The sequence below is a fragment of the Chitinophagaceae bacterium genome, from assembly GCA_007695095.1.
Classification (GTDB): Bacteria; Bacteroidota; Bacteroidia; order Chitinophagales; family REEL01; genus REEL01.
Genome location: REEL01000155.1, coordinates 1 through 22,289 on the forward strand (window position 1 = coordinate 1; position 22,289 = coordinate 22,289).

The following is a 22,289-nucleotide window of genomic DNA, read 5'->3' on the forward strand; positions in this document are numbered from 1 at the left end:
TTTATATTTGCACTAATTTATTACTCAAAAACCGATAATGTTTCATATTTTATTTGCAGTAAAGGAAACAAATAAGCAACTCAGTTGGCTGAACAGGCTTTTATTTCTAATTGGCAAACCGGTAAAAATTCATGAAAGTCCGCTACATAATACTCCCTGGCTGACAAATAGCATGATTGCCCTAATCAGTGTTATTTCAATCATTGCCTGGATGCCTGATAATATGGCGTTTATGTTTGGGAATTTTGCTTTTTACCCGCAAAAAGATGGTTTTGAATGGTTCACCGGTCTGTTTAGCTGTGCTTTTTTACATGGCAGCTGGATGCATCTGATTGGAAATATGTATTTTTTCTGGTTGTTTGGCCGGCATGTTGAATGCAGGTTTGGAAGGCGAAGAATGTTGGGTTTATTTTTTATATCTACCGCTCTCGGTTCATGGCTGCACGGTATGTTTTCAGATATGCCGCTGGTTGGAGCCAGTGGCGGTATTTTTGGACTGCTTACTTTTTATGCAATGCTCTTCCCAAAATCCCGGATTTTATGGATTCCTTTTATCGGTGCTGTACTTCGTTTTTTTGCTTTGCAATGGGCCGTTTTGCGCAAAGGAATGCCGGTAAGGGTGTATGTAGGTATTTTTTTACTGTTTCAGTTATTCCTGCTTTACAGCCAACTCTTTTTGGATGGCAATATTTCTGCACTCGGTCATTTAGGTGGTGGTTTTGCAGGGGTGATTATTTATTTTGCTTGGAAGAAAGGCGTGATTCCATAGGGTTTTTGGGAAAAATTATATTCTAAATGCAGAATAGAGAGGGAGCTTTGTTCTGTAATAACAATTCTATGGAAATGCAAGATCAAAAAATTATGTATATTTAACATGTTTTTTAATATAAATTCATAGGATTATGCATACTCTTAAATTCATAATTAGCTTATTAATTCTCATATTTTTTACTTGCTATATTTCTGCCCAACAGTCTCAAGTCTTTAAAATATCTAATGAGGATGTAATTGAAGTAAACGATGATGTGCTGCAATTTCAAATGAAGAATATTTGTGCCCCCGGCTTTGTTTTTGGCTTTTCAAAAGATTCGGTAAATCCATCCGGTATTTTGGTGACAGAATCCAGTACATTTGTAAAAGTCAATACCCCTGACAGTCTTTTAACTTTGACCGGTGCAACTTCTTCAATTATAATAAATGCTGACAGGTTTACATTTAGCTCTCATGATACGATTTACAAGATGACACACAACTGGAATGCATTAAATAACCCTTCAGAAATCACCAAAAAAATATACATACCCCAAATTCAATCTTTAAAACATACCGGAAGCCATTTTTTAGCTTTTGCAATAATAGATTCTACTGTTAAGGTTTACAAAATCAATTATGAACTGAATGTAATTGATTCTATTTCAACAAACCTTACTGACATTAACCATATGGAACGTGGAAGCTCTGCATATTTACCTCATTACCATTTAATAGGTTTAAATACAGACGGAGAATTAGAATACAAGCTTTTAAATACCAATCAAGATTCAATTACTCAAAGTCTGTTACTTGATTCTTTACCCGGAACAGTTCGCTTTTCCAATGAAAAATTTAATAAAATTTATTTCATATCTACTGATAGCAATCAAGTTTACGTAACAGACTACTTTCCACAGGCGGATTCATTTTCAACAAAACTACTTATGGAAGCAGATAGTATTTTAGATATCTCTTTATATGCCTATGAAGCAGAACAAATTGTTATTATAAGCAATGAGTCTGATTCTTCAAAATTAAGCTTCTTTGGTGTAGAAAACTGGGATTTAAAAAACACCGGACATCTTAGTGTAAAAGCCAACAAAGCATACTCGCTTTCTCCTTCAGTACCTTGGTGGTCATCAGATCCCGGAATAATGATAGATTATACAACTGATAATGGGAGGTTTTTAGCCGGTATGGACAATCAATTTAACTTGTACACCAATCACCAGGTATTTAAAATTCCATTAGCCGGTGTATCAGCTTATGACATCGTTGATGAAATATGCTATATTGGCATAGATGAAAACACGATTCCAAAAGCAGAGTTTTATCTTTATCCAAATCCGGCAAATGAGCAGGTACAGCTTGTTGTTAAAAATGTACCTTGCGACAAGAAGCATATCTTATTACTAACCGATTTATCCGGCAAAACTGTGCACAGACAAAGCTTTTATGCAAAAAACGACTACTCTATCCCCGTCGGACATCTGAATTCGGGTATGTACATACTGACTTTGCAAATAGAAGGCAAAAACTATAGCCGGAAGTTGATGATTCGGTGAGGTATTAAAAGCTCTTTTGATTGCCAGAGCCGGAACAGGATTTGGGAATAAAATACCACTAACAATTACACTGGTGTCTATAACAAAACATTTATCCTTTTTCATCCTTCACTTCTTCAAGAATTTCATTAAGTGAATCAGTTGTAATGCCTTTTTCATTTTCTTCCGCCCCAATTTCTTCCATCGTATTAAATAGTTTATAATTGGGATCTGTTGATTGCGAAATATATTACTCAACCATCTGTTAACGATATCGTCAAGCTTTTTTCGTTCTTTAGGGGGAGTATTTTTTAAGCTTTTGCAACTTTATCATTTAGTTTTATAACAGATTGCTTCATTTCTGATATTTACTTTTGTTTATTAGAAATTCCTTATTTTTTTGAAAAAAGCAGACTTTATTGAACACTTTTTAAAAATTAAGATATATCATTTTAACGACAAAATTTTCCAAAAAGTTTGGTTTGAAAATCATCTGGCTTGTATTGAAAGTATAATGACTCATCTATTACCATTAGCTTTATCTGGATACTATTCAATCTTAAAATGTGGCTAAAACCACTAATTCACTCTAATTTTTAACAGTCAGCTAAAGCAGACTGCAATAGATTGCTTTTCAATTTAAAATTTTTCAAGAAATTCAACAGGAGTAATAATTTGAATTTTTCCAAATGGGTGCAAAGTTAGTAAATCACTGTCTCCTGTGATAATTGCAGAAGCTTTCCCTGAATTTGCCAAAGATAGGAATTTGTCATCATTCGGGTCTCTTGACAATTTAACATTATCAATATGCTCAACAATTTCAGATACATTTTCAAAATTAAGTAAAAAAACCTGACGCTTTGCAAAAGAAACATACTTGTCAAACCGATTATCACTTAATATTCTTGTAAGTTCTTTCATAGTTTCCTCTGATACAATTACCTTTCCGGTATTAAAAGCTTTTTTGATTGCTAGGGCTGGAACAGAATTTGGGAATAATATTCCACTGACAATTACATTAGTGTCCAAAACAAAACACTTACTCTTTTTCATGCCTCATTTCTTCCTTAATTTCTTCAAGTATTTCATCAAGGGCTTGAGGAGTAATCCCTTTTTCATTTGCTTCCACCCCAATTTCTTCCATCGTATTAAATAGTTTCTTTACAGGATCTGTTGACCGTGAAAAAATATTACTCAACCATCTGTTAACGATATCATCAAGCTTTTTCCGCTCTTTGGGTGGAGTGTTTTCGTAGGCTTTTGCAACTTTATCGTTGAGTTTAATAGCAGATTGTTTCATTTTAAAATGTTTCCTTTTGTTAATTAGAAATTCTTTATACTCATGAAAAAATCAATGAGCATCAAGTATTTTCTTGTACTAAGTTACATCATTTAAACGACAATATTTAGCAAAAAGTTTTGTTTGAAAATCGTTAGGCTTGAATTGAAAGTATGACACATTACCATTGGCTTATGCTACAGACTATTAAATTTTAGAAATGTGGCTGAAACCACTTATTTACTACATACTCAATCAGGCAGCTAAAGCAGACTGCAATGGATTCCATTTTCAATCTAAAATTGCTTATTCTTTATTTAAAAATCAATCAAACAACTTTCTTGATGGCAGTAAGTTCAACAATCTATTACCGTTGGCTTTAGCCAACCGGGACAACTTTTCGAATCAAGAAGGCTTTAGCCGCATACTTTTCTATCTTTTATAAATTTAGCTAAAGCCACTTACTCAATCTTTTTATCAGTCATCTAAAGCAGACTGCAATGGATTCGTTTTCAAGTTACTAAACTTTACCCGTTAACCTTTTTACAAGGCTTTCATTTTTTCTATGCGAAACAGGCAATTTTTTTCCGTTAGTCAAAATTACTGAATATCCATCACCACGCTTATATTCTGAAATATGATTCAGGTTAACTAAAACAGATTTGTGTATCCTAAAAAAAGTTTCAGTTGGTAATAACTCCTCCATTTTCTTTAGAGTTTTTGTTACTAAAACTTCTTTTCCTGAAAAAGTAACCAATTTATTATAATTGTCCATTCCTTCGCAATACATAATACCGCTAATTTTGATTAAATCATAACCATTTGTTGTTGGAACAGCAATTTTATTTAGTATTCCCGATTCGTTGTTCATGTTTTCTAATAAAGCTGTTATCCGCTGTTGATTTGTAGCAACTGCTCCTTTTCTCTCAAGCCTTTTTATAGTATCATTTAAATCAATCATATTAATTGGTTTCAAAAGATAATCCAAAGCTGCATGACGAATAGCCTCAATTGCATACTCTTTATGTGCGGTCGTAAAGATGATGTCAAAAAAGATATTATTGAAGTATTTAAAAAGTTCAAAGCCATCTTCTTCGGGCATTTGAATGTCTAGAAAAACCAATTCCGGATGATGCTTTTTAATCAGGTTGACAGCCTGATTTACTGAAGAGGCAGTATCCAATACAATGAGTTTTTTAGGGAAATGTTTGTTTATCAATTTCTCTAAAAATTCTCTTGCGTTTCTTTCATCATCAACTATTATACAGGTCGTCATTTTTTTTTCACAAAATAAACAAAGTGTTGCAGAAGACAAACTCAAATTTAGTTAACGTTGCATAAAAGAAGATAATGTTGAATTAAGTGGAGTAAACGAATGTTGTTGCAGTTCTAATTTTGAAAAAATCTTACTATAATTTCATTTTTCTCTCCAAAAAACGACTACTCTATCCCCGTCGGACATCTGAATTCGGGTATGTACATACTGACTTTGCAAATAGAAGGCAAAAACTATAGCCGGAAGTTGATGATTCGGTGAGGTCGGTGGGATAATTTACAAGTGAAAACTTAATTAGGCAGGGAATATAAAATTAAGGCAGGTTTTTGTTAATTTGGTAATCGTCAAATAAAAACTAAAAATGTATAATAATTCACATCTGAATAAAACCTACAGTTTTACTATTTTGTAATGAAAAACTTTACCGCTAACATTTTCTAATTTCACAAAGTAAATACCCGATTTTAAATAACTTAAACGAAAACTTGCCGGCGACTCAGATATTTCAAAATTACCTAAGTTGATTCCTGAAACACTATAAATTCTGGCAGTGTATTTTTCATAGTCTGCTATTTTTATATTTAAAATGTCATCTATAGGGTTTGGATAAAGCACAGGGTAAAAACTATTGATTTCTTTGATATTCAGACTCTCTTCCTCACAAGAAAGACAAGTTCCAAAAACTTCTTGATTTGGTCCGGAAAGCAAGCTGACAATATTAAAATCTCCGGTAATAGTAAACTTTAAATTTCCATCATATTCATAAACCCAACCCGTACCAACATAATTTGTCGGAGGTGTAGCAGGGCCTGTAAATATGGTATCATTATCTACCGCTATTCCAAAATGACCCCATTCTCCATTATAAAATTCAAGCTTTTTTTTACTGCAAGTAAAAGTTGATACATCAATGTCTAATTCTCCATCAAATTTCAACGTATCTCCTAAAATGTATCCATAAGCATTGCCTATTGACGGCTTTACATATGAAATGAAATTGTTGGAAATAAATGCACTTCCAACAGGATAAGTTATATCGTCAGTTGAAACATCTTGAAGATAGCTGTCGCTATATGCTGATAAATCAAGACAACTACTCTCTTCCTCACAAGAAAGACAAGTTCCAAAAACTTCTTGATTTGGTCCGGAAAGCAAGCTGACAATATTAAAATCTCCGGTAATAGTAAACTTTAAATTTCCATCATATTCATAAACCCAACCCGTACCAACATAATTTGTCGGAGGTGTAGCAGGGCCTGTAAATATGGTATCATTATCTACCGCTATTCCGAAATGCCCCCACTCTCCATTATAAAATTCAAGCTTTTTATTACTGCAAGTAAAAGTCGATACATCAATGTCTAATTCTCCATCAAATTTCAACGTATCACCTAAAATATATCCATAAGCATTGCCTATTGATGGCTTGACATATGTAATAAAGTTATTAGAAATAAACGCACTTCCAACAGGATAAGTCACATCATCAGTTGAAACATCTTGAAGATAGCTGTCGCTATATGCTGATAAATCAAGACAGTTTTGAGAATAAGTAAGGCCCCAGGCATATAAAAATAATGTGATAATGATTAATCTCATAAAATTAATTTAGAGTGAAAACTAAAAAATAGCTTATTTACTTTTTGGCTAAAAAACAGTAAGACTATATAATAATATCTATAACTGCATCAAATATATTAAATTATTTTACATTTTTATGCAAATAAGTAGAGTTTTAAGATTAAAGTCAGCACAATAAACCAAATCTAAAATTTCGAAAAATCAAGACTTAAGGAAATTATGGTCGCAGCACTAAGCAATAGAGTAAAGATTGATGATAAAAAAAGTAATATCGCTAAACATCTATGCTAAAAAAAGCATGGTTTACATTCTAACCCAAAACTAAAAAATGCCCAAAACCAAACCCGCTGCGAATGTTTGACCGAGCTCTTTTGCTTCATTGATACGATCTTTCAACTCATGCTCTCTGATAATCAGCGTTTCTAAGGCTTTTCTCAATATATATCCGGAAGCTATTGTTTCAATATGACGCTTTGCTCCGCTGCCATCATTTTCGCAACATATCAGCAAACAGTAGGGCAATTGCAATTCCTTTTCCCTGGAAGGATAATAGGTGCGATCAAAAAAATCTTTTACAGCGCCACTCATATACCCAAAATACTCCGGAGTGGCAATAATCAATCCGTCAGCTTCTTCAATATCTTTCAACTCAACCTCAAAAGCTCTTTTTAATTGAACATCCACACCCTTTTCCATTAAAGCACCCTCCCGGCAAGCTTTGGCCAGCTTTTCAGTATGCCCTTGCTGAGAATGGTAAAGTATTAGTAATCTTTTTTTCATAATCAAGCTGTAAAATAGTCACTTTTCCTAAAAAAGGGCGGAATTGTGTGATTTTTCAAAATAAGAGCTTAACTGAATGGCCCCCTTTTTAAATTTAAAATATCTCTTTAAACACAAAATAATGTGGATAAGAATAATCCTCCAAATATCTATTTCACAACTCCTCAATGTATCTTTAGTTTTCTTAACAATAGCTTATAAAAAATGGCCCAAAAGAAAGTTAAAAAAATATTTGTATTAGACACCTCAGTCATTATTTACAACCATAATGCAATTAATACTTTTCAGGACAATGATGTAGCCATACCTATTACTGTACTGGAAGAACTCGATAATTTTAAAAAAGGAAACGATAGCAAAAACTTTGAAGCCAGGGAGTTTATTCGGATTGTGGATAAGCTGTCCGACCACAACAAGCTCAATGAATGGATGCCGCTTAACGGTAAAACAAAAGGAAACTTTAAAGTAATTATGGAACCCGGAGCCGGGGCTGAGATTGATGCACAAAAAATATTCGGAGATATAAAAGCTGATCATAAAATACTGAATACCACTCTTTTACTGCAAAAAGAACATCCCGATAAAAAAGTGATTTTAGTTTCTAAAGACATCAATCTGCGGTTAAAAGCAAAATCCTTAAATGTCCATGCTGAAGATTACGAAACCGGGAAGATAAAAAATATAGATACCCTTTTTACCGGAAAATCTATTATTGAAAATGTCAATCCGGAGACCATAGACAAATTGTATGCTGAAAATGAAATTGAATTCAAAGAAATCACCAAAACAACTCCTACCCCTAATCAGTTTTTTATATTAAAAAGTAATAAAACCTCTGCGCTTTGTTACTACAACCATGACAAAGGGAAAATCGAAAAAATAGAAAAAAAGCAGGCTTACGGAATTCAGCCAAGAAATGCTGAACAGGTTTTTGCTTTACATGCAATTGCAAACCCGGATATAAAACTCGTAACCCTTCAGGGAGTTGCCGGTACCGGAAAGACATTACTTGCTTTAGCAGGGTCTCTGATGCAAAGACGTGACTTCAGACAAATATATCTAGCCAGACCGGTTGTTCCTTTGAGTAATAAAGACATTGGCTATTTACCGGGAGACATCAAGTCAAAGCTTAATCCTTATATGGAACCACTTTGGGATAATCTCAAAACCATACAAAATCAGTATAACGAAAAAGATAAGGATTTTAAAAACATCACTGAAATGCTTGACTCCGAAAAGCTAATGATTACGCCCCTTGCTTATATCAGAGGCCGAAGCATCAGCAATATCATCTTTATAATTGATGAGGCTCAAAATCTAACCCCTCATGAAATTAAAACCATTATAACCCGAGCCGGAGAAAACACAAAAATTATTTTTACCGGTGATATTTTTCAGATAGACACTCCTTATCTGGATACCCAAAGCAATGGTTTATCTTATCTTATTGACAAGTTTAAAGGCCAAAGTGTTTACAGCCATATAACCCTTGAAAAAGGTGAACGTTCAGCCTTAGCTAATCTCGCAAACGATTTACTATAGAGATGCAAAATTTCCTGTTTAGTGTGCGACGTAGACGAACCTTTACACAAAACAGGAATGGTTAATTTGAACAATAGAACATCTGAATGAAGAAATCAGAATTTCGAATGTTACTGAAATCAACTTTTGATTCTGTACTTTTTACTTCACTATTCGATTGTTCGAATGTTCTATTATTCAATTATTTTAAAAACCCTGATTCTGTAAATGTTGGTAGATGCATGCAGCAAATTAAAAACTACTCCTTGAAACAAAAATTTAGAATCGGGTGACCCATTGCACAAAACAGGTAGCAAACGACTTATTGTAAATTCGCAATTTACCTGGTAGATTCAACCGTAATTGATTCTTCTTTTTTCTGCGATATATTTTTTTCGGCTATGGCAGATGCTATATCTTTCATCAAATGCGGGCCTTCGAATATCATTCCGGTTATCATTTGTAAAAGGTCTGCCCCCGCATCTAATTTTTCCATAGCATCAGAAACCGTAAGGATTCCTCCACAACCAATAATAGTAAAACGATCCTTCCAGTTTTCTTTTGTTTTTCGAATCAGTTCAGTAGATAATTTCCGGCAGGTTTTACCGCTTAATCCTCCCCTATAGTTTTCCGGAGCTTCTTCAGGGAAGTCAGCATCTTCATATTTTTTGTTTAAATTCCCGATAACCACACCCTGAACCGGATATTTATCAATGACACTAAGCAGTTCATTAAATTCTTCCCATTTAAGATTAATAGGCATCTTTATATACACCGGCTTTTTTGTAGGTATTTGGGTAAGTTTATTCAATAGAGGCTCAAGCATCTCTGGTGTAGTAAAGCTTTCACCGCCGTGAACATTCGGACATGAAATATTAATCGTATAAAAATCCCCGATTTGCTCTTCATTCAATCGCCTGAAAGAATAACAGTAATCTTCAATTCCTTCTTCCATACTTGCACTTTGTGCATCATTGGTTTTGGCAATACTAATGCCCCAAATAAATCCTACGGGCTTTTTTGTCTTTTTAAGGTGTTGAATAATTGCTTCTACACCATCATTTTTAAGCCCTTTATAGACAACCAATGCCTGAGATTTAATCATTCGCTTTAGTCTGGGCTTTTCATTTCCTTTACAAGGCCGAGCAGTTACTGAGCCAATTTCTTCTCCTCCAAAACTGATACAGTCCAAAACATGGGCCAGCTTCCCATTGTAATCAAATCCGGCAGCTAATTGAAGCGGTAAATTATATTTTATTCCATCGACCTCCTTTTCAATAGAAGGACCTTTGTATTTGTAGGCTGAGGCTAATAGATGCCTGCCCAAACTCCATTTCCCGGCCTGATTTCCCAGTTTCACAAAAACATCATGCACATATTCAGGATCCATCTTGAATAGAATCGGTTTAAGCGCTTTTTTATATAATAATCGTATCATTAATAATTGAACTCATATAATGCTAAATTATTGTACGAACTAAAAGCAAATTTATGGCTGCTTAATGAAAGTAAATCAACTCATTAAACTCAGAAACAAACTTTTTCTTTCATTTTACTTCACTATTCGATTGTTCAATTGTTCTATTATTCAATTGTTTTAAAACCCTGATTCTGTAAATGTTGGTAGATGCATGCAGCAAATTAAAAACTACTCCTTGAAACAAAAAATTAGAACCGGGTGACCCATTGCACTAAACAGCAATGGTTGACTTGAACAATTGAACATCTGAATGAAGAAATCAGAAATTAGAACGTTACTAAACGTAACCCGTTTCTTTACTTTTTTGCTTATACAATATTTATACTTTTTTTATTTTATTTTACTTCAATATTCGATTGTTCAATTGTTCGAATGTTCTATTATTCAATTTTTTTAAAATCCTGATTCTGTAAATGTTAGTAGATGCATGCAGCAAATTAAAAAACTACTCCATGAAACAAAAATTAGAACCGGGTGACCCATTGCACAAAACAGGAAAAAATGACGAATTCTTTAACAAAAACCTTCAAACAAGTATTCAAAAAATTATACTAAAAAGGGTATCCGATAGCAATATTTAAAATCAAATTTTCTCTGAGCCACTCTCTTTTGAAAGGATTTATATCTGAAATAACCCACGCTTCTTCCAGCATCGGATTTCTAAGCGGGAAAGCCAGGTCAAAACGAAGTACAAAAAAGCTTAAATCAATTCTTAGACCAATTCCTGCACCTACGGCCAATGTTTCATAAAAATCATCCGGGTAAAACTTTTTCTCTTCTTCCACATCGAGATGTGCCCATTGCCATATATTGCCTATATCTGTAAATACGGCACCCTTAAACATGCCTGAAATAGGAAACCGATACTCAATATTTGATTCAAGTTTAATTTCACCTGTCCGGTCAAAGTAACTTATTTCCTCCTCCGGTGCATAGCTGCCCGGGCCAAGTCCTCTCGGCCTGAATGCCCTGATACTATTTGATCCACCGGTAAAAAACTGATAGATATAAGGCAAATACTCTCCGTTACCATAAGGTAAACCGGCACCGGCAAACAAACGAAAAACCAGTGTAGAAGATGAAAACTCTCCGAGATTCCAATATAAACGATAATCAAAATCAGATTTTATAAACTGATTGAAATTGCTACCAATAAATGTATAGAGACCTTCATCATTTTTTTCACTTACTATACTATTTATGCCTGAAAGTACATTTCCTGCTGTCTCTATATTAACATTGAGGTAGTGCCGAAACATTCTACTTTCCTTCATTTGTGAATTATAGAAAAAAGAATACCCCAATCCCAGAATAAACTGTTCTTCAAAAGACCGCTCTAAAAAAGGATTTCGTTCCAATTCTTCGCGAAAATCATCTGAAATATTATTTAATTGTAAAAAACGTAGCTGAAAAGGACTAATCACATGCCGAATTGTCTGAGTGTGTGGAATGCTGTACTGATACCTTAGGTTATAGTTATTCATTCTAAAAAATCCAACTCTGTTTATCAGCTGAAACCCGGCAGAAATGGTGGTTTTAGGTAAGCTCCATGTATTTCGCTGATTAATAAAATTCCGGGGTAGCAAACGAGGGAATTCCAAGCCTGTTTCCAATGAGAAATCATAGGCAAATAAACCTTGAAAATCACCGCCAATCTGTGTTTCAAAACCAAAGCTACCTTCAACATAAAAATGTTCAGCTCTGTTAAATAAATTTCTATTGACTACGCGGCTGTTCAAGACCGGGCCGGTAAAGTTATTTGATTTGGTTACAGCCAGTAACTCCGCAGAAAGAGAACGCTTTGGGAAATTAGTAGCAATCATATATAAATCCAATTTACCTTCACCTGCTTCTCTGAATTGGAGTTGTATAAACTGAAAAACACCTAACTCCATCAACTGTCTGTAGATTGCCCTGTGATTTGATCTGCTGTAGCGTTCTCCCGGCATCAAAGGTAAGTTTGAAAACATACTCGGATTATAGTTTTTATCCGGATCTATAATATAAAAATCTGAAACTATGGTATCTTTTGATCTGTCCGTATTATCACTATTTATTTCAAGATACATTTTATTGATATGAAAAACCTGCATATTCCTTTGAGGCAAATCTTCTTTATATTGAAGGGAAAGGTTTACTTTTCGATTACCGGCTGTTGTATCTGCTCTGAAAATCAGGTCATTCGCTGTGAAATAATAATAGCCGATTTCTTTCATTTCCTCTTCAATTCGTTGTCTTTCTTTTACCAAATTGTTCAGATTATACTGATCTCCACTTTCCAAAGTAGTATTAATCATCACCCGGTGAATATCCCGGGTAAAATTACTGGTATCCTGAAATGGTCTGTAAATATTATCTAAAGTGTAAAAAGGAGTTAACTCAACTCTGTATTTGATAGATGCCCGTTTATTTTTCGTTCTTAAGCTGTCGGTAACTACGGTCTCAAAAAATCCCAAATTTGCTGCCCTGTTGGATATTAGCCGCAAACGTCTTTCACGATTAACTTCATCAATTAGTACAGGCTCCTCACCCAATCTGTTTCTTAGTAAATATCTTAGCCCACGGCCGGTAGGTTCTCCTGCAATATTATAAAACCACAATCGTGCATAGAAAAGTTTAAAGACTTTCTTATTTGGTCCGGGTAACAATACTTTTTCAATTTCACTTTCCAGTCTTTTAATATCTTTGGAACGCACTTCTTCATCTCCGCTAAATTTTACTGAGCTACCCGTATAAAGCTTTTGATTTTCTTCCAGATGCTTATATGGGCTGCAGGAAAATAAAATTACAGAGGTCAGCAGCAGCAAAGCTCTCACAACGCTTTGAGTCCTCCATACAAATCCCTTTTTTAATATTTTATTCTTCACTGACATTCGTTTCTTCTTCTTTTCGTTTAGTGTTTCTGAAAAGCTCACCAAATGAATTATAATCTCTTTTAAAAATAATTCCTACTCCTGTTTCTATTAATTGACTTTCCGGAAAACTTTCATAGTCTTTTCGTCTGAACCCTTTTAATTTTAACCGACCGTCATCTGTAATTTTATACTCCAAAGTTATATCACCTGCCAGATCTCCCCAGCCCTGTTCTCTTGTTTCACCTTCCAACTCAACATTTCCTCCAACTTCCACACGCAAACGTTCATCTAAAAAAGAACGGGAAACCTGAATTTGCAAATCCGTTCTACCTACCTGTTCACCATTAGCAAAATCTTCATAGGAGTCAAGGTCAAAACTGATGTCTACACCCGGAATATATTGAGCACTTAATCGGTTTAGCTGTTGAGTGAGTATTCTGCTGGCACTGGTTCTTGCAGTAGATTCAATGCCACCGCCACCGCCTAATCCATCTCCGCTTTCCGGCAAAAACCTGTTTAAAATTAATAAAGAAAAAACTTGCTTATTCATTTCTGATTCATCGTTTCTCAGGTTTTGAATCTGACTGTAAACCAAACCATTTAAGGCTCCTCTTTCCTGTGGCGGCATTTCAATATCAAAGGTGATTTCAGGTTGTAATAACTCTCCTTTTAAACTCATCAAAACTTCAAATGGAAGCAGCTGTCTTACATTTCTGTTTTCGGAACTTCCTGATGGCATTCGCGACATTACCAAATCAGCCGCATCAGTCCTTATTTCATAAACCGCTTTTATATCCATTTCGGCATTTAAAGGGTCTCCAAACCAGTTTATACTACTTCCTTCAGAAATTTCAAATCGCCTTCTTACTGCATTGTAAAAACTCATTTGATAACTTCCGCCACTCAATTCATACCTTCCGCTCATAGATAAAATTCCGCTCTCATCCATCCCTACTGCCAGATTTCCACCACCCTGAATTTCTAAAAAATCATTTGCCCGCTCATCTATAACTACTTTCATTCGTACATCTTGTGAAATACGAACATTTGCATTAAAAACTACATTCTGAAACGGCAGCTCTACCTTATCCGGAAATTCAGCTATAGTGTCCGTTTTTGTATCTGAAACTCTACCAAACTCATCCAGGCGGACAAATTCAACAATACCCTCTTCTTCTATTACATCTACTTCTGAATCCGGAAGTATAATTGTTAAATCAGTTCCATCTTCAAGAACTAAAGTTGACTGTACCCTAGGACTGATAAGACTTCCTGTAAAATCAATATTTCCCCCAATAAATATACTGCCATAAAAAAGCTCATTATCATCCCTGGTCGTATTTAATACCCGGAAACGATTCGTCTGTATTCGTAAATCAAAAGTCGGATTTTCTAAGTTTTCCGCAGCTATTTTACCACTCAAAGTCAGGGTTCTGTTTTGGGCATCTCTTATTCGAAACTGATTAAAGCTGATATCGGTATTTTCAAAATCTATATGCTGATTATCTATAAAAAAATCTGTCTGTAAATAAGCAATTTTAGTTTCCATGTTCCTGAAGGTTATTCTACCACTCCATTCCGGATTTTCAATGGTGCCGGTTAAACGCATATTTCCATCAGCAAAACCTCTTAAATATTCTAAATCCTCTGTTACAAAATCTTCTGCAAGTGAGAGGTTTAGATTCTGTAAATTTAAGTCCAGGTCAAAAGCACTTTCCTGCTCTTCAAATTCTCCATCAACTCTTAAATTTCCGGCAGGGCCATCTAAAGTTATATCAAAAAAATAGGGACTTTCAATGCGTTTTTCAGCAGAAAGTGACAGTTTCCCGGCTTCCAAACCTGACAATATCAGATTGTCTATTTGCATATTCGCATTCCAATCAACTTCCGGCTCATAATCGTTCAGCTTACCGTCTAATTGAAGCAATCCTCCTATAGCAATATTCTCGTCTGCTATGAACTGATTTAAAAAATCTATTTCAAAATTATTTATTAACAAACGTAAGGGTAATCCTTTAGAGGACTCCCCTGTTTGCACTTCAACACGTTGATTCAAATATGAAAATACGAAATTCTGAGCCTCAAATGCATCCTTACGCATAAAAATTACATTTTCAGCCGGTATGTTCCAATAATTGCCGGCAATAAAAATACCGGATGTATCTACAGAAACTGAATAGCCATCTTCTTGCTCAAACATATGAAAACCTATCTTAAAAAAATCTGCATATAGACTATCTCTTAAAAGCAAGTTTGTTGTTAAGCGGTTCTCTTCAAAACGACTATGAATATTTGGTTTGTAAAAAGTGATACCTGCTGTGTTGATTTCATAAAAGTTTATATCCGCCAATAAACTATCTTCTGAAAACCTTAATTGAAGAAAAGTACTATCAAGATCTATTCCACTGACTACAGCTTTTGGCATAATCAATTCTACATTTGCTCTACTATCTATATTTGAAAACTCTGCATTTATATAAATATCATCCTCCTGAACTAAGAATTCAGCTAACCATTCACTTAAAATAGGATGAGCATTTACTTCAATTTCAGCATTGACATACTGTTGAGACTTTACTTCTAAAATATTTTCATCATCTAAATAAGGAATTTTAGTGGCAAGATGATAATAAAAAGCAGGATAAATACTATCTGCATCGAAAACTCCATCTGCCATTAAAGTAAAAAAGTCCCCGCGGGTATTTAAATTAAAATTTTTATCCTTGTATAAATATGAAAGCTCAAAACGTTCAAAAGCATAGAAATCCTGTTGCCTGTAAATGTCAGGTCCTGTTAACATGAGGTCCATTGAGGCATTTTGCCAATCAAAACCATTTATATTTAATGCTAAAGAAGCATTTTCAAATATTACAGAATCTTCTTGGAGTAAAAACCGGCTATCAAAGTAGTTGAGGTCGAAATTTACTAAAGCTGTCTGCAGTGTATCCGAAATTGTAAAGTCACCGCTCAATCTTGCATCAAGCAGGCTGTCAGTTATCACCAACAACATTTTACCTTTCTCATCTTTATAGCTCAGTGACAACTCAGGAGTTTGAAATACAGCTTCATTATATGAAAAATATTCTATATTCAGAAAAGCATCCAATGAATCTAAAGAGTAATCTCTATTCAATTGAACATATTGATCGGATTGAAAACTTAAATTACCAATTTCATCTATTTTAAGTATTTCACCTAACTTTATATCGCGACCTCTTAATTTATTGTTTAATACAATTTTACCTCCGGCTTCCCGCCATCTGATATTATTTTGAGCTACCGCACCATCAGCACGCAACTGCAATCCTGAATTACCTCTTTGCATTGAACCATTAATATCTCCTTTTAATGCAATCATAGAAGGAATATCAATACCGCCCTCCTCGACATCTGCTAAAGCATACATACCTCGCAGATCAGATTTTCGGGTGATAAATTCCTCAATCACTAATGTTCCACTTACTTTTTCCTCGTCAAATGTTTTCCATTCATTTACTAAAGCATTAAACTTAAGGCGGGTATGATTGCCTGCCAAGAGTGAAAAATCATGAACTTTCAGTATGTTATCTGATGATTTAGCAGTTATATTAAGTTTTAGATTTTCATCGAGTATAACTGCCTGACCCATATCCGGTATTTCATCAAAAAAAGAGCGAATCTTTTTAAGATTTAAATCCGCTGTCAGTTTCCCATCAAAGTCAGGAATGTCATCTAAATTAATAAGTGCATTTACTGTAGGCAGCAAAAACTCAGCATCTAATGAACTATCTAATGTGCGCAATTTTAAATTTTTCAGCTGAGTTGAGCTTTCATTTGATGAAATATTCAGACTGAAATATTCCAATTCGTATTCCATAAATTTTTCAAAAGTCAGTTTTTGGATATCAACTTCCCCGTAAAAACTTTCATCAAGAACAATTTTATCAATTCCCAGCTCTATGGCAGAACCTTCAAAAGTAAAATCTTCAACATTATCAATAGTTTGCTTAAAGCTTATATTATCAATCTTCCAGTTTAAACTTCCCCAGTCAATTTTAAAAGGAAGGCTTAAAATCGTTTCTGTTTGTGATATCAATTCATCTTCATCAATATCTACATCCTTTACAATTATTTCATCAGACCCTTTTATATTTTGATGTATATAGGCATTAAAACCCTCCCAGCTCAGAGATTTTCCATTCAAATCTTTATCAAGTAGTAAATCATAAATCTCAAATACAGTCCAGTTTAACTGATAAATATCTTTATCATTATTGAGAGAAATATTAGTAGTGATATTATTTAGTTGTAAATTCCCCAATGATACAAATGGCAAAAACAATTCTGTTTCTTCATCATCTTCAACCTCTTCAATACCCGAATCATTCATTATAACTTTAGCAGTTAGACCATCTACGAGCAAATGATTTATATTGTAAATATTTTCAACAAAATCAATCTCATTAGCTCTCAAACTAAGATTTTTCAGTAAAACATTAAAAGTATCTTTCCTTAACTGATCCTGATAGGTAAGATCCAGATTTTCTAAACTAATCCGTCCCATAGTAAAACCCCATGATGCTTCACCACTTTCCTCTTCTTTCTCCACCGCTTCATCCGAAACAAACTTATCTATGATAAAATCAAAATTAAAAGAGGTTTCTTCTCCAATCAATCTATTTTCAACAATTGCATTCAGGTCTTTAATATCCAGCTTATAGAGGTTAATATTTTGTTGGAGTAAAGAACGCACAGACAAATTGCCTGAAAGCTCATGAAACTCCGCTATTGTTTGGTTCTGCTCGTCTGTAATTTTGAAATTTTGAATCGTCAACCCTAAAGGAAAGCGGTAATAAATTTTTTCAACTTCAACTTCCAGCTCATATTGGCTATATAAAAAATTGGTTGTTTTATCTGCTAAAAAACGTGCGCTACGATCTGTTTGAAGAAAAATAAAAATAAAAAATACTACAGCTAAAAATAGTGCAACTAAAGAGGTGATAGCTAAAAAAAAATATTTTAGTATTTTATAATACAATGATGAGTTTTTAAAACGTTACTGCAAATATAACCCTGCAAAGAGTATTTTATTTAAAATACATTGCAAAATCTGTAGATTCAATGATTTAAACTAAATTTTATTGGGAATTTAAAAAAAATATTTTTTTATTAGTTTAAAGTTTTTAATTTGACCGGGAATCTATTTTTGAAGAATAAAATAGCTACTTTTGGAATCCATACAAACAAACAAAATGACTAACAAAGAGTTGAGTAAAATGTTTCAGTTACTCGCTGACATAATGGAAATATATGGTGAAAATGTATATAAAATACGTTCATATTCAAATGCTGCATTTAACTTAAATCGTCTAAGCGAGCCGTTGACTGAAATTCCGATGAATAAATGGAAAGATATTCCCGGCTTAGGGAAGGCAATTATTCAAAAGATTGAGTCAATAATGGAAAAGGGTGAATTGGATTTATTAAACGCCTATCTGTTAAAAACGCCATCAGGTATTTTAGATTTAATACAAATCAAAGGACTGGGACCCAAAAAAATTCAAAAGCTTTGGAAAGAATTAGGCATTAGTTCGCCGGTAGAACTGCTCTATGCTTGCAAAGAAAACAAACTTTCAAACATAAAGGGCTTCGGATTAAAAACGCAAGAAAAATTCCAACAGGCCATAGAATTGTATTTACAAAACAAAAACAAACTTCATTTACATACAGCCCTTCAGGAGGCAGCTTTTTTGATGAACAAATGGAATTTAGCACACCCTAATTATGAAATCATTCCCTGCGGTCAACTGAGAAGAAAATCTCAAACTATCGACAAACTGGAATTCTTAGCCATTCATGATGATTTAAACGAACTTATCCAAAATCTTGAAAATTCTGCTTACGAAAAAATAAAAGAAGGTTATTACGAAAAAGAAATTAATGATGGCCCTCCGGTAGGAATATACATTTCTTCCACTACGGAAAAAGGGCTAAATTTATTGAAGTCTACCGGTCCCCAATCATTTTACAAAGCAGTAATTAAAAAATCAAGTGCTCGTTTTAAGAAAGAATCAGAAATTAACATTTTTAAGAAAGCCGGACTCCCTTATATTTATCCTGAATGCCGGGAAAACTTAAAGTCTCTGGAAGCTGATTCAGAAACTATGGAAAATCTTATCTCAAACGAAGATTTCAGAGGCCTCATTCACTGTCATTCAAATTATAGTGACGGAGTGAATAAGCTAAAGGATATGGCAGAAGCCTGTATTGAAATGAATTATGAGTATATGTTAATTAGCGATCACTCAAAAACCGCTTTTTATGCAAATGGACTTTCTGAGGAAAGCATTCTCAAACAACATGAAGAAATTGACCGTCTAAATGAAAATTTTGAAAATTTTATAATATTAAAAGGAATAGAGTCTGATATTTTAGCTGATGGAAGTCTTGATTATGATGATGATTTTTTGAAAAAGTTTGATGGAGTGATAGCTTCAGTACACAGCAATATGCAATTAAATGAAGAAAAATCTACTGCCAGATTAATCAAAGCTATTGAACATCCTGCTACCAGAATTCTCGGTCATCTTACCGGCAGACTCTTATTATCCAGAGAAGGTTATCCGGTAAATCATAAAAAAATTATAGAAGCTTGTGCAAAAAACAATGTGGCTATCGAACTAAATGCTAACCCTTACCGTTTAGATATCGATTGGAAATGGTTGGATTACATGTTAGAAAATGATGTGTGGCTGTCAGTTAATCCCGACGCTCATAGCATTGAAGGCATAGAAGACACAATCTACGGAATCTGGATGGCAAGAAAAGGTTTATGGCCTCGTGAGAAACTTTTAAATGCTTTATCCGTTAAAGATTTTAAGAATTTTTTGAAAATTAACTAATTTTGTAATCAAATATATCACTATGAACGGACAAACAAATACAATACTATTAGGAGTAATTGCTGTTTTATTATCAGCACAAGTATTAATCGGTATGACAGCCCCAAAAGTAAACACATCTGTCAGACCGGCTTCTAATGCCACTACAACCGAATCAAATCCGCAGCAAGCATCTGCCGATCCGGTTCAAATGGATTTTAACAACAATGCAGACCAAATGGAAGCTGCTGCTACTCCGGAATTTTCCGGCCCTACAACTTCTATATCTTTTACCAAAACAAATCATGACTTTGGAACGCTTAAAGAGGGAATTAGAGTTAATGAAAAATTTAAATTTACCAACACAGGAAGCGAGCCTCTGATAATTACAAATGCAAAAGGATCTTGCGGATGTACCGTACCCGATTATCCGAGAAATCCAATTCCTCCGGGCGGTACCGGCGAAATTGTTGTTGAATATAACAGCACCAACAGAAGCGGAAACGTTACAAATACAGTAACTATTACAGCTAATACTCAACCGGCTGAAACAACACTCAGAATTTCTGCAAATGTGGTTAAAGAATCTTAATTTAATTAATAACTAAATCTATCAGGCCTTTACCTAATAAGTAAAGGCCTTTTTAGTATGGCGAGAATTTTAGCATTAGATGTTGGTGGGAAACGCACCGGAATAGCTGTAACCGACCCGTTACAGATAATTTGTACTGCTTTGGATACGGTTCAAACAGTAAATTTAATGGACTATTTAACCGATTATATTGCTAAAGAAGATGTAGAGAGTATAGTAGTCGGATACCCTGAAAACAATAATCTGCCTACTGACTCAAGCCCGATAATTGCAAAGGTTATTAAACAGATAAATAAAAAATTCCCGGATATGCCCTTACACACAGTAGATGAGAGCTTTACTTCTAAAAATGCACGAAAAATACTGGTGGAAAGTGGTTACAAAAAAAAAGACCGTCAAAAAAAAGAAAATACAGATAAAATCAGTGCGGTTTTAATTTTAAAAACTTTTTTAAATGAAATATAAATTATGTCTGTTCTTCCAATAGTAGCATACGGTGATGCTGTATTAAGAAAAACCTGTAAAAAAATTGAAAAAGATTATCCTGATCTTGACAATTTAATTCAAAATATGTTTGATACTATGTATCATGCTGAGGGAGTCGGTCTGGCTGCTCCACAAATTGGGCTTTCTCTCCGATTGTTTGTTATCGATACTATTCAATTGGTAGATGAAAAAGATAACGAAAGCCCTAATACCGGATTTAAAAAAGTTTTTATCAATCCGGAAATATTGGAAGAAAGCGGTAAAGAATGGGCGTATGAAGAGGGTTGCTTAAGTATTCCTAAAGTTCGTGAGATAGTTCACAGAAAAGAACATATTAAAATCCGCTATTTTGATGAAAACTTTACAGAACATACCGATGAATTTACGGATATTCACGCCAGAGTGATACAACATGAATATGATCATATAGAAGGTATTTTGTTTACCGATCACATTTCAGTTATTAAAAAAAGATTGCTCAAAGGCAAGCTGGATAAAATAAGCAAAGGAAAAGTGAAAATACATTATAGAATGAGGTTCCCTTCTTAAAAATAAACTTATTTTAAATCCATCCGTTTGTGTTGACATGCAAATAAACTTTAATGACATAATGGAGATGGATAAAAGATTCCGGGCCAATCTGATAAATTCAGTTTGGGGAGTCAGAACTATCCACTTGTTAGGAACCCGCTCAAAAGAAAATATACCAAATCTCTCTTTAGTGAATTCTGTTTTTCACCTTGGTGCCAACCCTCCCCTAATGGGTTTTGTTATGCGTCCGCTTACTGTTCGAAGAGACAGCTGGAATAACTTATTGGAAAATCCTTTTTTCTCTTTAAACTCCGTGCAGGAAAGTTTTCTTAATAAAGCACATCAGTGCTCGGCAAAATATGATGCTGAAGTGTCTGAATTTGAAGCATCCGGACTTACAGAAACGCACGATAATGATTTACCTGTTACTTATGTAAAAGAAAGTGCAGTAAAAATATCACTCGAGATGAGAGAAAACTTTGAAGTAAAAAGCAATAATACTATCATTATCACCGGGGAAGTAAAAAAACTCTTTATAGATGATGATTACATAGATGAAGAGGGGAATTTTCAAGCTGAAAAAGCCGGCATTTCCGGTGTTGCAGGACTCAATGAATACTATAACTTCCGAAAAGTCAAAAACCTGCCTTATGCACGACCTTAAGATTTAGTTGTAAAGTTTTGTTAGAATACCTCGGAACTAAGACTCAAGAAAGAAAAATGGAAAAAGTGCTTCGCATGACCAAAGAGT

18 protein-coding genes are annotated in these 22,289 nt (G+C 34.2%); 10 read left to right on the forward strand and 8 right to left on the reverse strand.

What is annotated here, in order from left to right; genetic code table 11:
- Positions 1 to 37: 37 nt before the first annotated feature.
- The gene (locus EA412_13145; GenBank protein ID TVR76647.1) at positions 38 to 769 is read left to right on the forward strand and encodes a rhomboid family intramembrane serine protease; all 732 of its coding nucleotides are present in this window, start codon (positions 38 to 40) and stop codon (positions 767 to 769) included.
- A 133-nt stretch (positions 770 to 902) separates the two neighbouring features.
- Positions 903 to 2,318, forward strand: a complete 1,416-nt coding sequence (locus EA412_13150) for a T9SS C-terminal target domain-containing protein (protein TVR76648.1) — start codon at positions 903 to 905, stop codon at positions 2,316 to 2,318.
- A gap of 618 nt (positions 2,319 to 2,936) precedes the next feature.
- Here EA412_13150 and EA412_13155 read toward each other — a convergent pair.
- Both EA412_13155 and EA412_13160 read right to left on the reverse strand, forming a co-directional pair.
- The gene (locus tag EA412_13155; protein TVR76649.1) at positions 2,937 to 3,350 is read right to left on the reverse strand and encodes a putative toxin-antitoxin system toxin component, PIN family; all 414 of its coding nucleotides are present in this window, start codon (positions 3,348 to 3,350) and stop codon (positions 2,937 to 2,939) included.
- Positions 3,337 to 3,597, reverse strand: a complete 261-nt coding sequence (locus EA412_13160; protein TVR76650.1) for a hypothetical protein — start codon at positions 3,595 to 3,597, stop codon at positions 3,337 to 3,339. Before EA412_13160 ends, EA412_13155 begins: the two co-directional genes overlap by 14 nt.
- Before the next feature lie 199 nt (positions 3,598 to 3,796).
- Here EA412_13160 and EA412_13165 point away from each other — a divergent pair, with 199 nt between their 5' ends.
- On the forward strand, positions 3,797 to 4,021 hold the full coding sequence (locus EA412_13165; protein ID TVR76651.1) for a hypothetical protein: 225 nt from the start codon (positions 3,797 to 3,799) through the stop codon (positions 4,019 to 4,021).
- A gap of 75 nt (positions 4,022 to 4,096) precedes the next feature.
- Here EA412_13165 and EA412_13170 read toward each other — a convergent pair whose 3' ends face one another.
- The gene (locus EA412_13170) at positions 4,097 to 4,852 is read right to left on the reverse strand and encodes a DNA-binding response regulator (GenBank protein ID TVR76652.1); all 756 of its coding nucleotides are present in this window, start codon (positions 4,850 to 4,852) and stop codon (positions 4,097 to 4,099) included.
- Positions 4,853 to 4,987: 135 nt separating this feature from the next.
- On the opposite strand from EA412_13170, the gene EA412_13175 reads away from it, so the two are divergent.
- The gene (locus EA412_13175) at positions 4,988 to 5,113 is read left to right on the forward strand and encodes a T9SS C-terminal target domain-containing protein (GenBank protein ID TVR76663.1); all 126 of its coding nucleotides are present in this window, start codon (positions 4,988 to 4,990) and stop codon (positions 5,111 to 5,113) included.
- A gap of 129 nt (positions 5,114 to 5,242) precedes the next feature.
- Here EA412_13175 and EA412_13180 read toward each other — a convergent pair whose 3' ends face one another.
- A complete protein-coding gene (locus tag EA412_13180) occupies positions 5,243 to 6,451 on the reverse strand; it encodes a T9SS C-terminal target domain-containing protein (protein ID TVR76653.1) in 1,209 nt (402 codons plus the stop codon).
- A gap of 303 nt (positions 6,452 to 6,754) precedes the next feature.
- Complete coding sequence (locus tag EA412_13185) at positions 6,755 to 7,213, reverse strand: flavodoxin (GenBank protein TVR76654.1); 459 nt, start codon at positions 7,211 to 7,213, stop codon at positions 6,755 to 6,757.
- A gap of 204 nt (positions 7,214 to 7,417) precedes the next feature.
- Between EA412_13185 and EA412_13190 the strand changes: the two genes are divergently transcribed.
- Entirely contained in the window at positions 7,418 to 8,755 is a 1,338-nt protein-coding gene (locus EA412_13190) for a PhoH family protein (protein TVR76655.1), read from the forward strand.
- Between the two features lie 319 nt (positions 8,756 to 9,074).
- Here EA412_13190 and EA412_13195 read toward each other — a convergent pair whose 3' ends face one another.
- The 3 genes from EA412_13195 to EA412_13205 form a co-directional block, all read right to left on the reverse strand.
- Entirely contained in the window at positions 9,075 to 10,172 is a 1,098-nt protein-coding gene (locus EA412_13195) for a quinone-dependent dihydroorotate dehydrogenase (GenBank protein ID TVR76656.1), read from the reverse strand.
- Between the two features lie 593 nt (positions 10,173 to 10,765).
- Positions 10,766 to 13,087, reverse strand: a complete 2,322-nt coding sequence (locus tag EA412_13200; GenBank protein TVR76657.1) for a hypothetical protein — start codon at positions 13,085 to 13,087, stop codon at positions 10,766 to 10,768.
- Positions 13,071 to 18,086, reverse strand: a complete 5,016-nt coding sequence (locus tag EA412_13205) for a translocation/assembly module TamB (protein ID TVR76658.1) — start codon at positions 18,084 to 18,086, stop codon at positions 13,071 to 13,073. Before EA412_13205 ends, EA412_13200 begins: the two co-directional genes overlap by 17 nt.
- A 214-nt stretch (positions 18,087 to 18,300) precedes the next feature.
- Here EA412_13205 and EA412_13210 point away from each other — a divergent pair, with 214 nt between their 5' ends.
- The 5 genes from EA412_13210 (at position 18,301) to EA412_13230 (ending at position 22,202) form a co-directional block, all read left to right on the forward strand.
- Positions 18,301 to 19,950 carry a DNA polymerase/3'-5' exonuclease PolX gene (locus tag EA412_13210; protein ID TVR76659.1) on the forward strand — a complete coding sequence of 550 codons (1,650 nt, stop codon included), beginning with the start codon at positions 18,301 to 18,303 and terminating at the stop codon, positions 19,948 to 19,950.
- Between the two features lie 190 nt (positions 19,951 to 20,140).
- Positions 20,141 to 20,521 (forward strand): DUF1573 domain-containing protein, encoded by a 381-nt coding sequence (locus tag EA412_13215; GenBank protein ID TVR76664.1) that lies wholly within the window; start codon positions 20,141 to 20,143, stop codon positions 20,519 to 20,521.
- 57 nt (positions 20,522 to 20,578) lie between these two features.
- Positions 20,579 to 20,986, forward strand: coding sequence for a Holliday junction resolvase RuvX (gene ruvX / locus EA412_13220; protein TVR76660.1), 408 nt, complete (start codon positions 20,579 to 20,581; stop codon positions 20,984 to 20,986).
- A 3-nt stretch (positions 20,987 to 20,989) separates the two neighbouring features.
- Complete coding sequence (locus EA412_13225) at positions 20,990 to 21,556, forward strand: peptide deformylase (GenBank protein TVR76661.1); 567 nt, start codon at positions 20,990 to 20,992, stop codon at positions 21,554 to 21,556.
- A gap of 37 nt (positions 21,557 to 21,593) precedes the next feature.
- Complete coding sequence (locus EA412_13230) at positions 21,594 to 22,202, forward strand: flavin oxidoreductase (GenBank protein TVR76662.1); 609 nt, start codon at positions 21,594 to 21,596, stop codon at positions 22,200 to 22,202.
- Positions 22,203 to 22,289 lie beyond the last annotated feature (87 nt).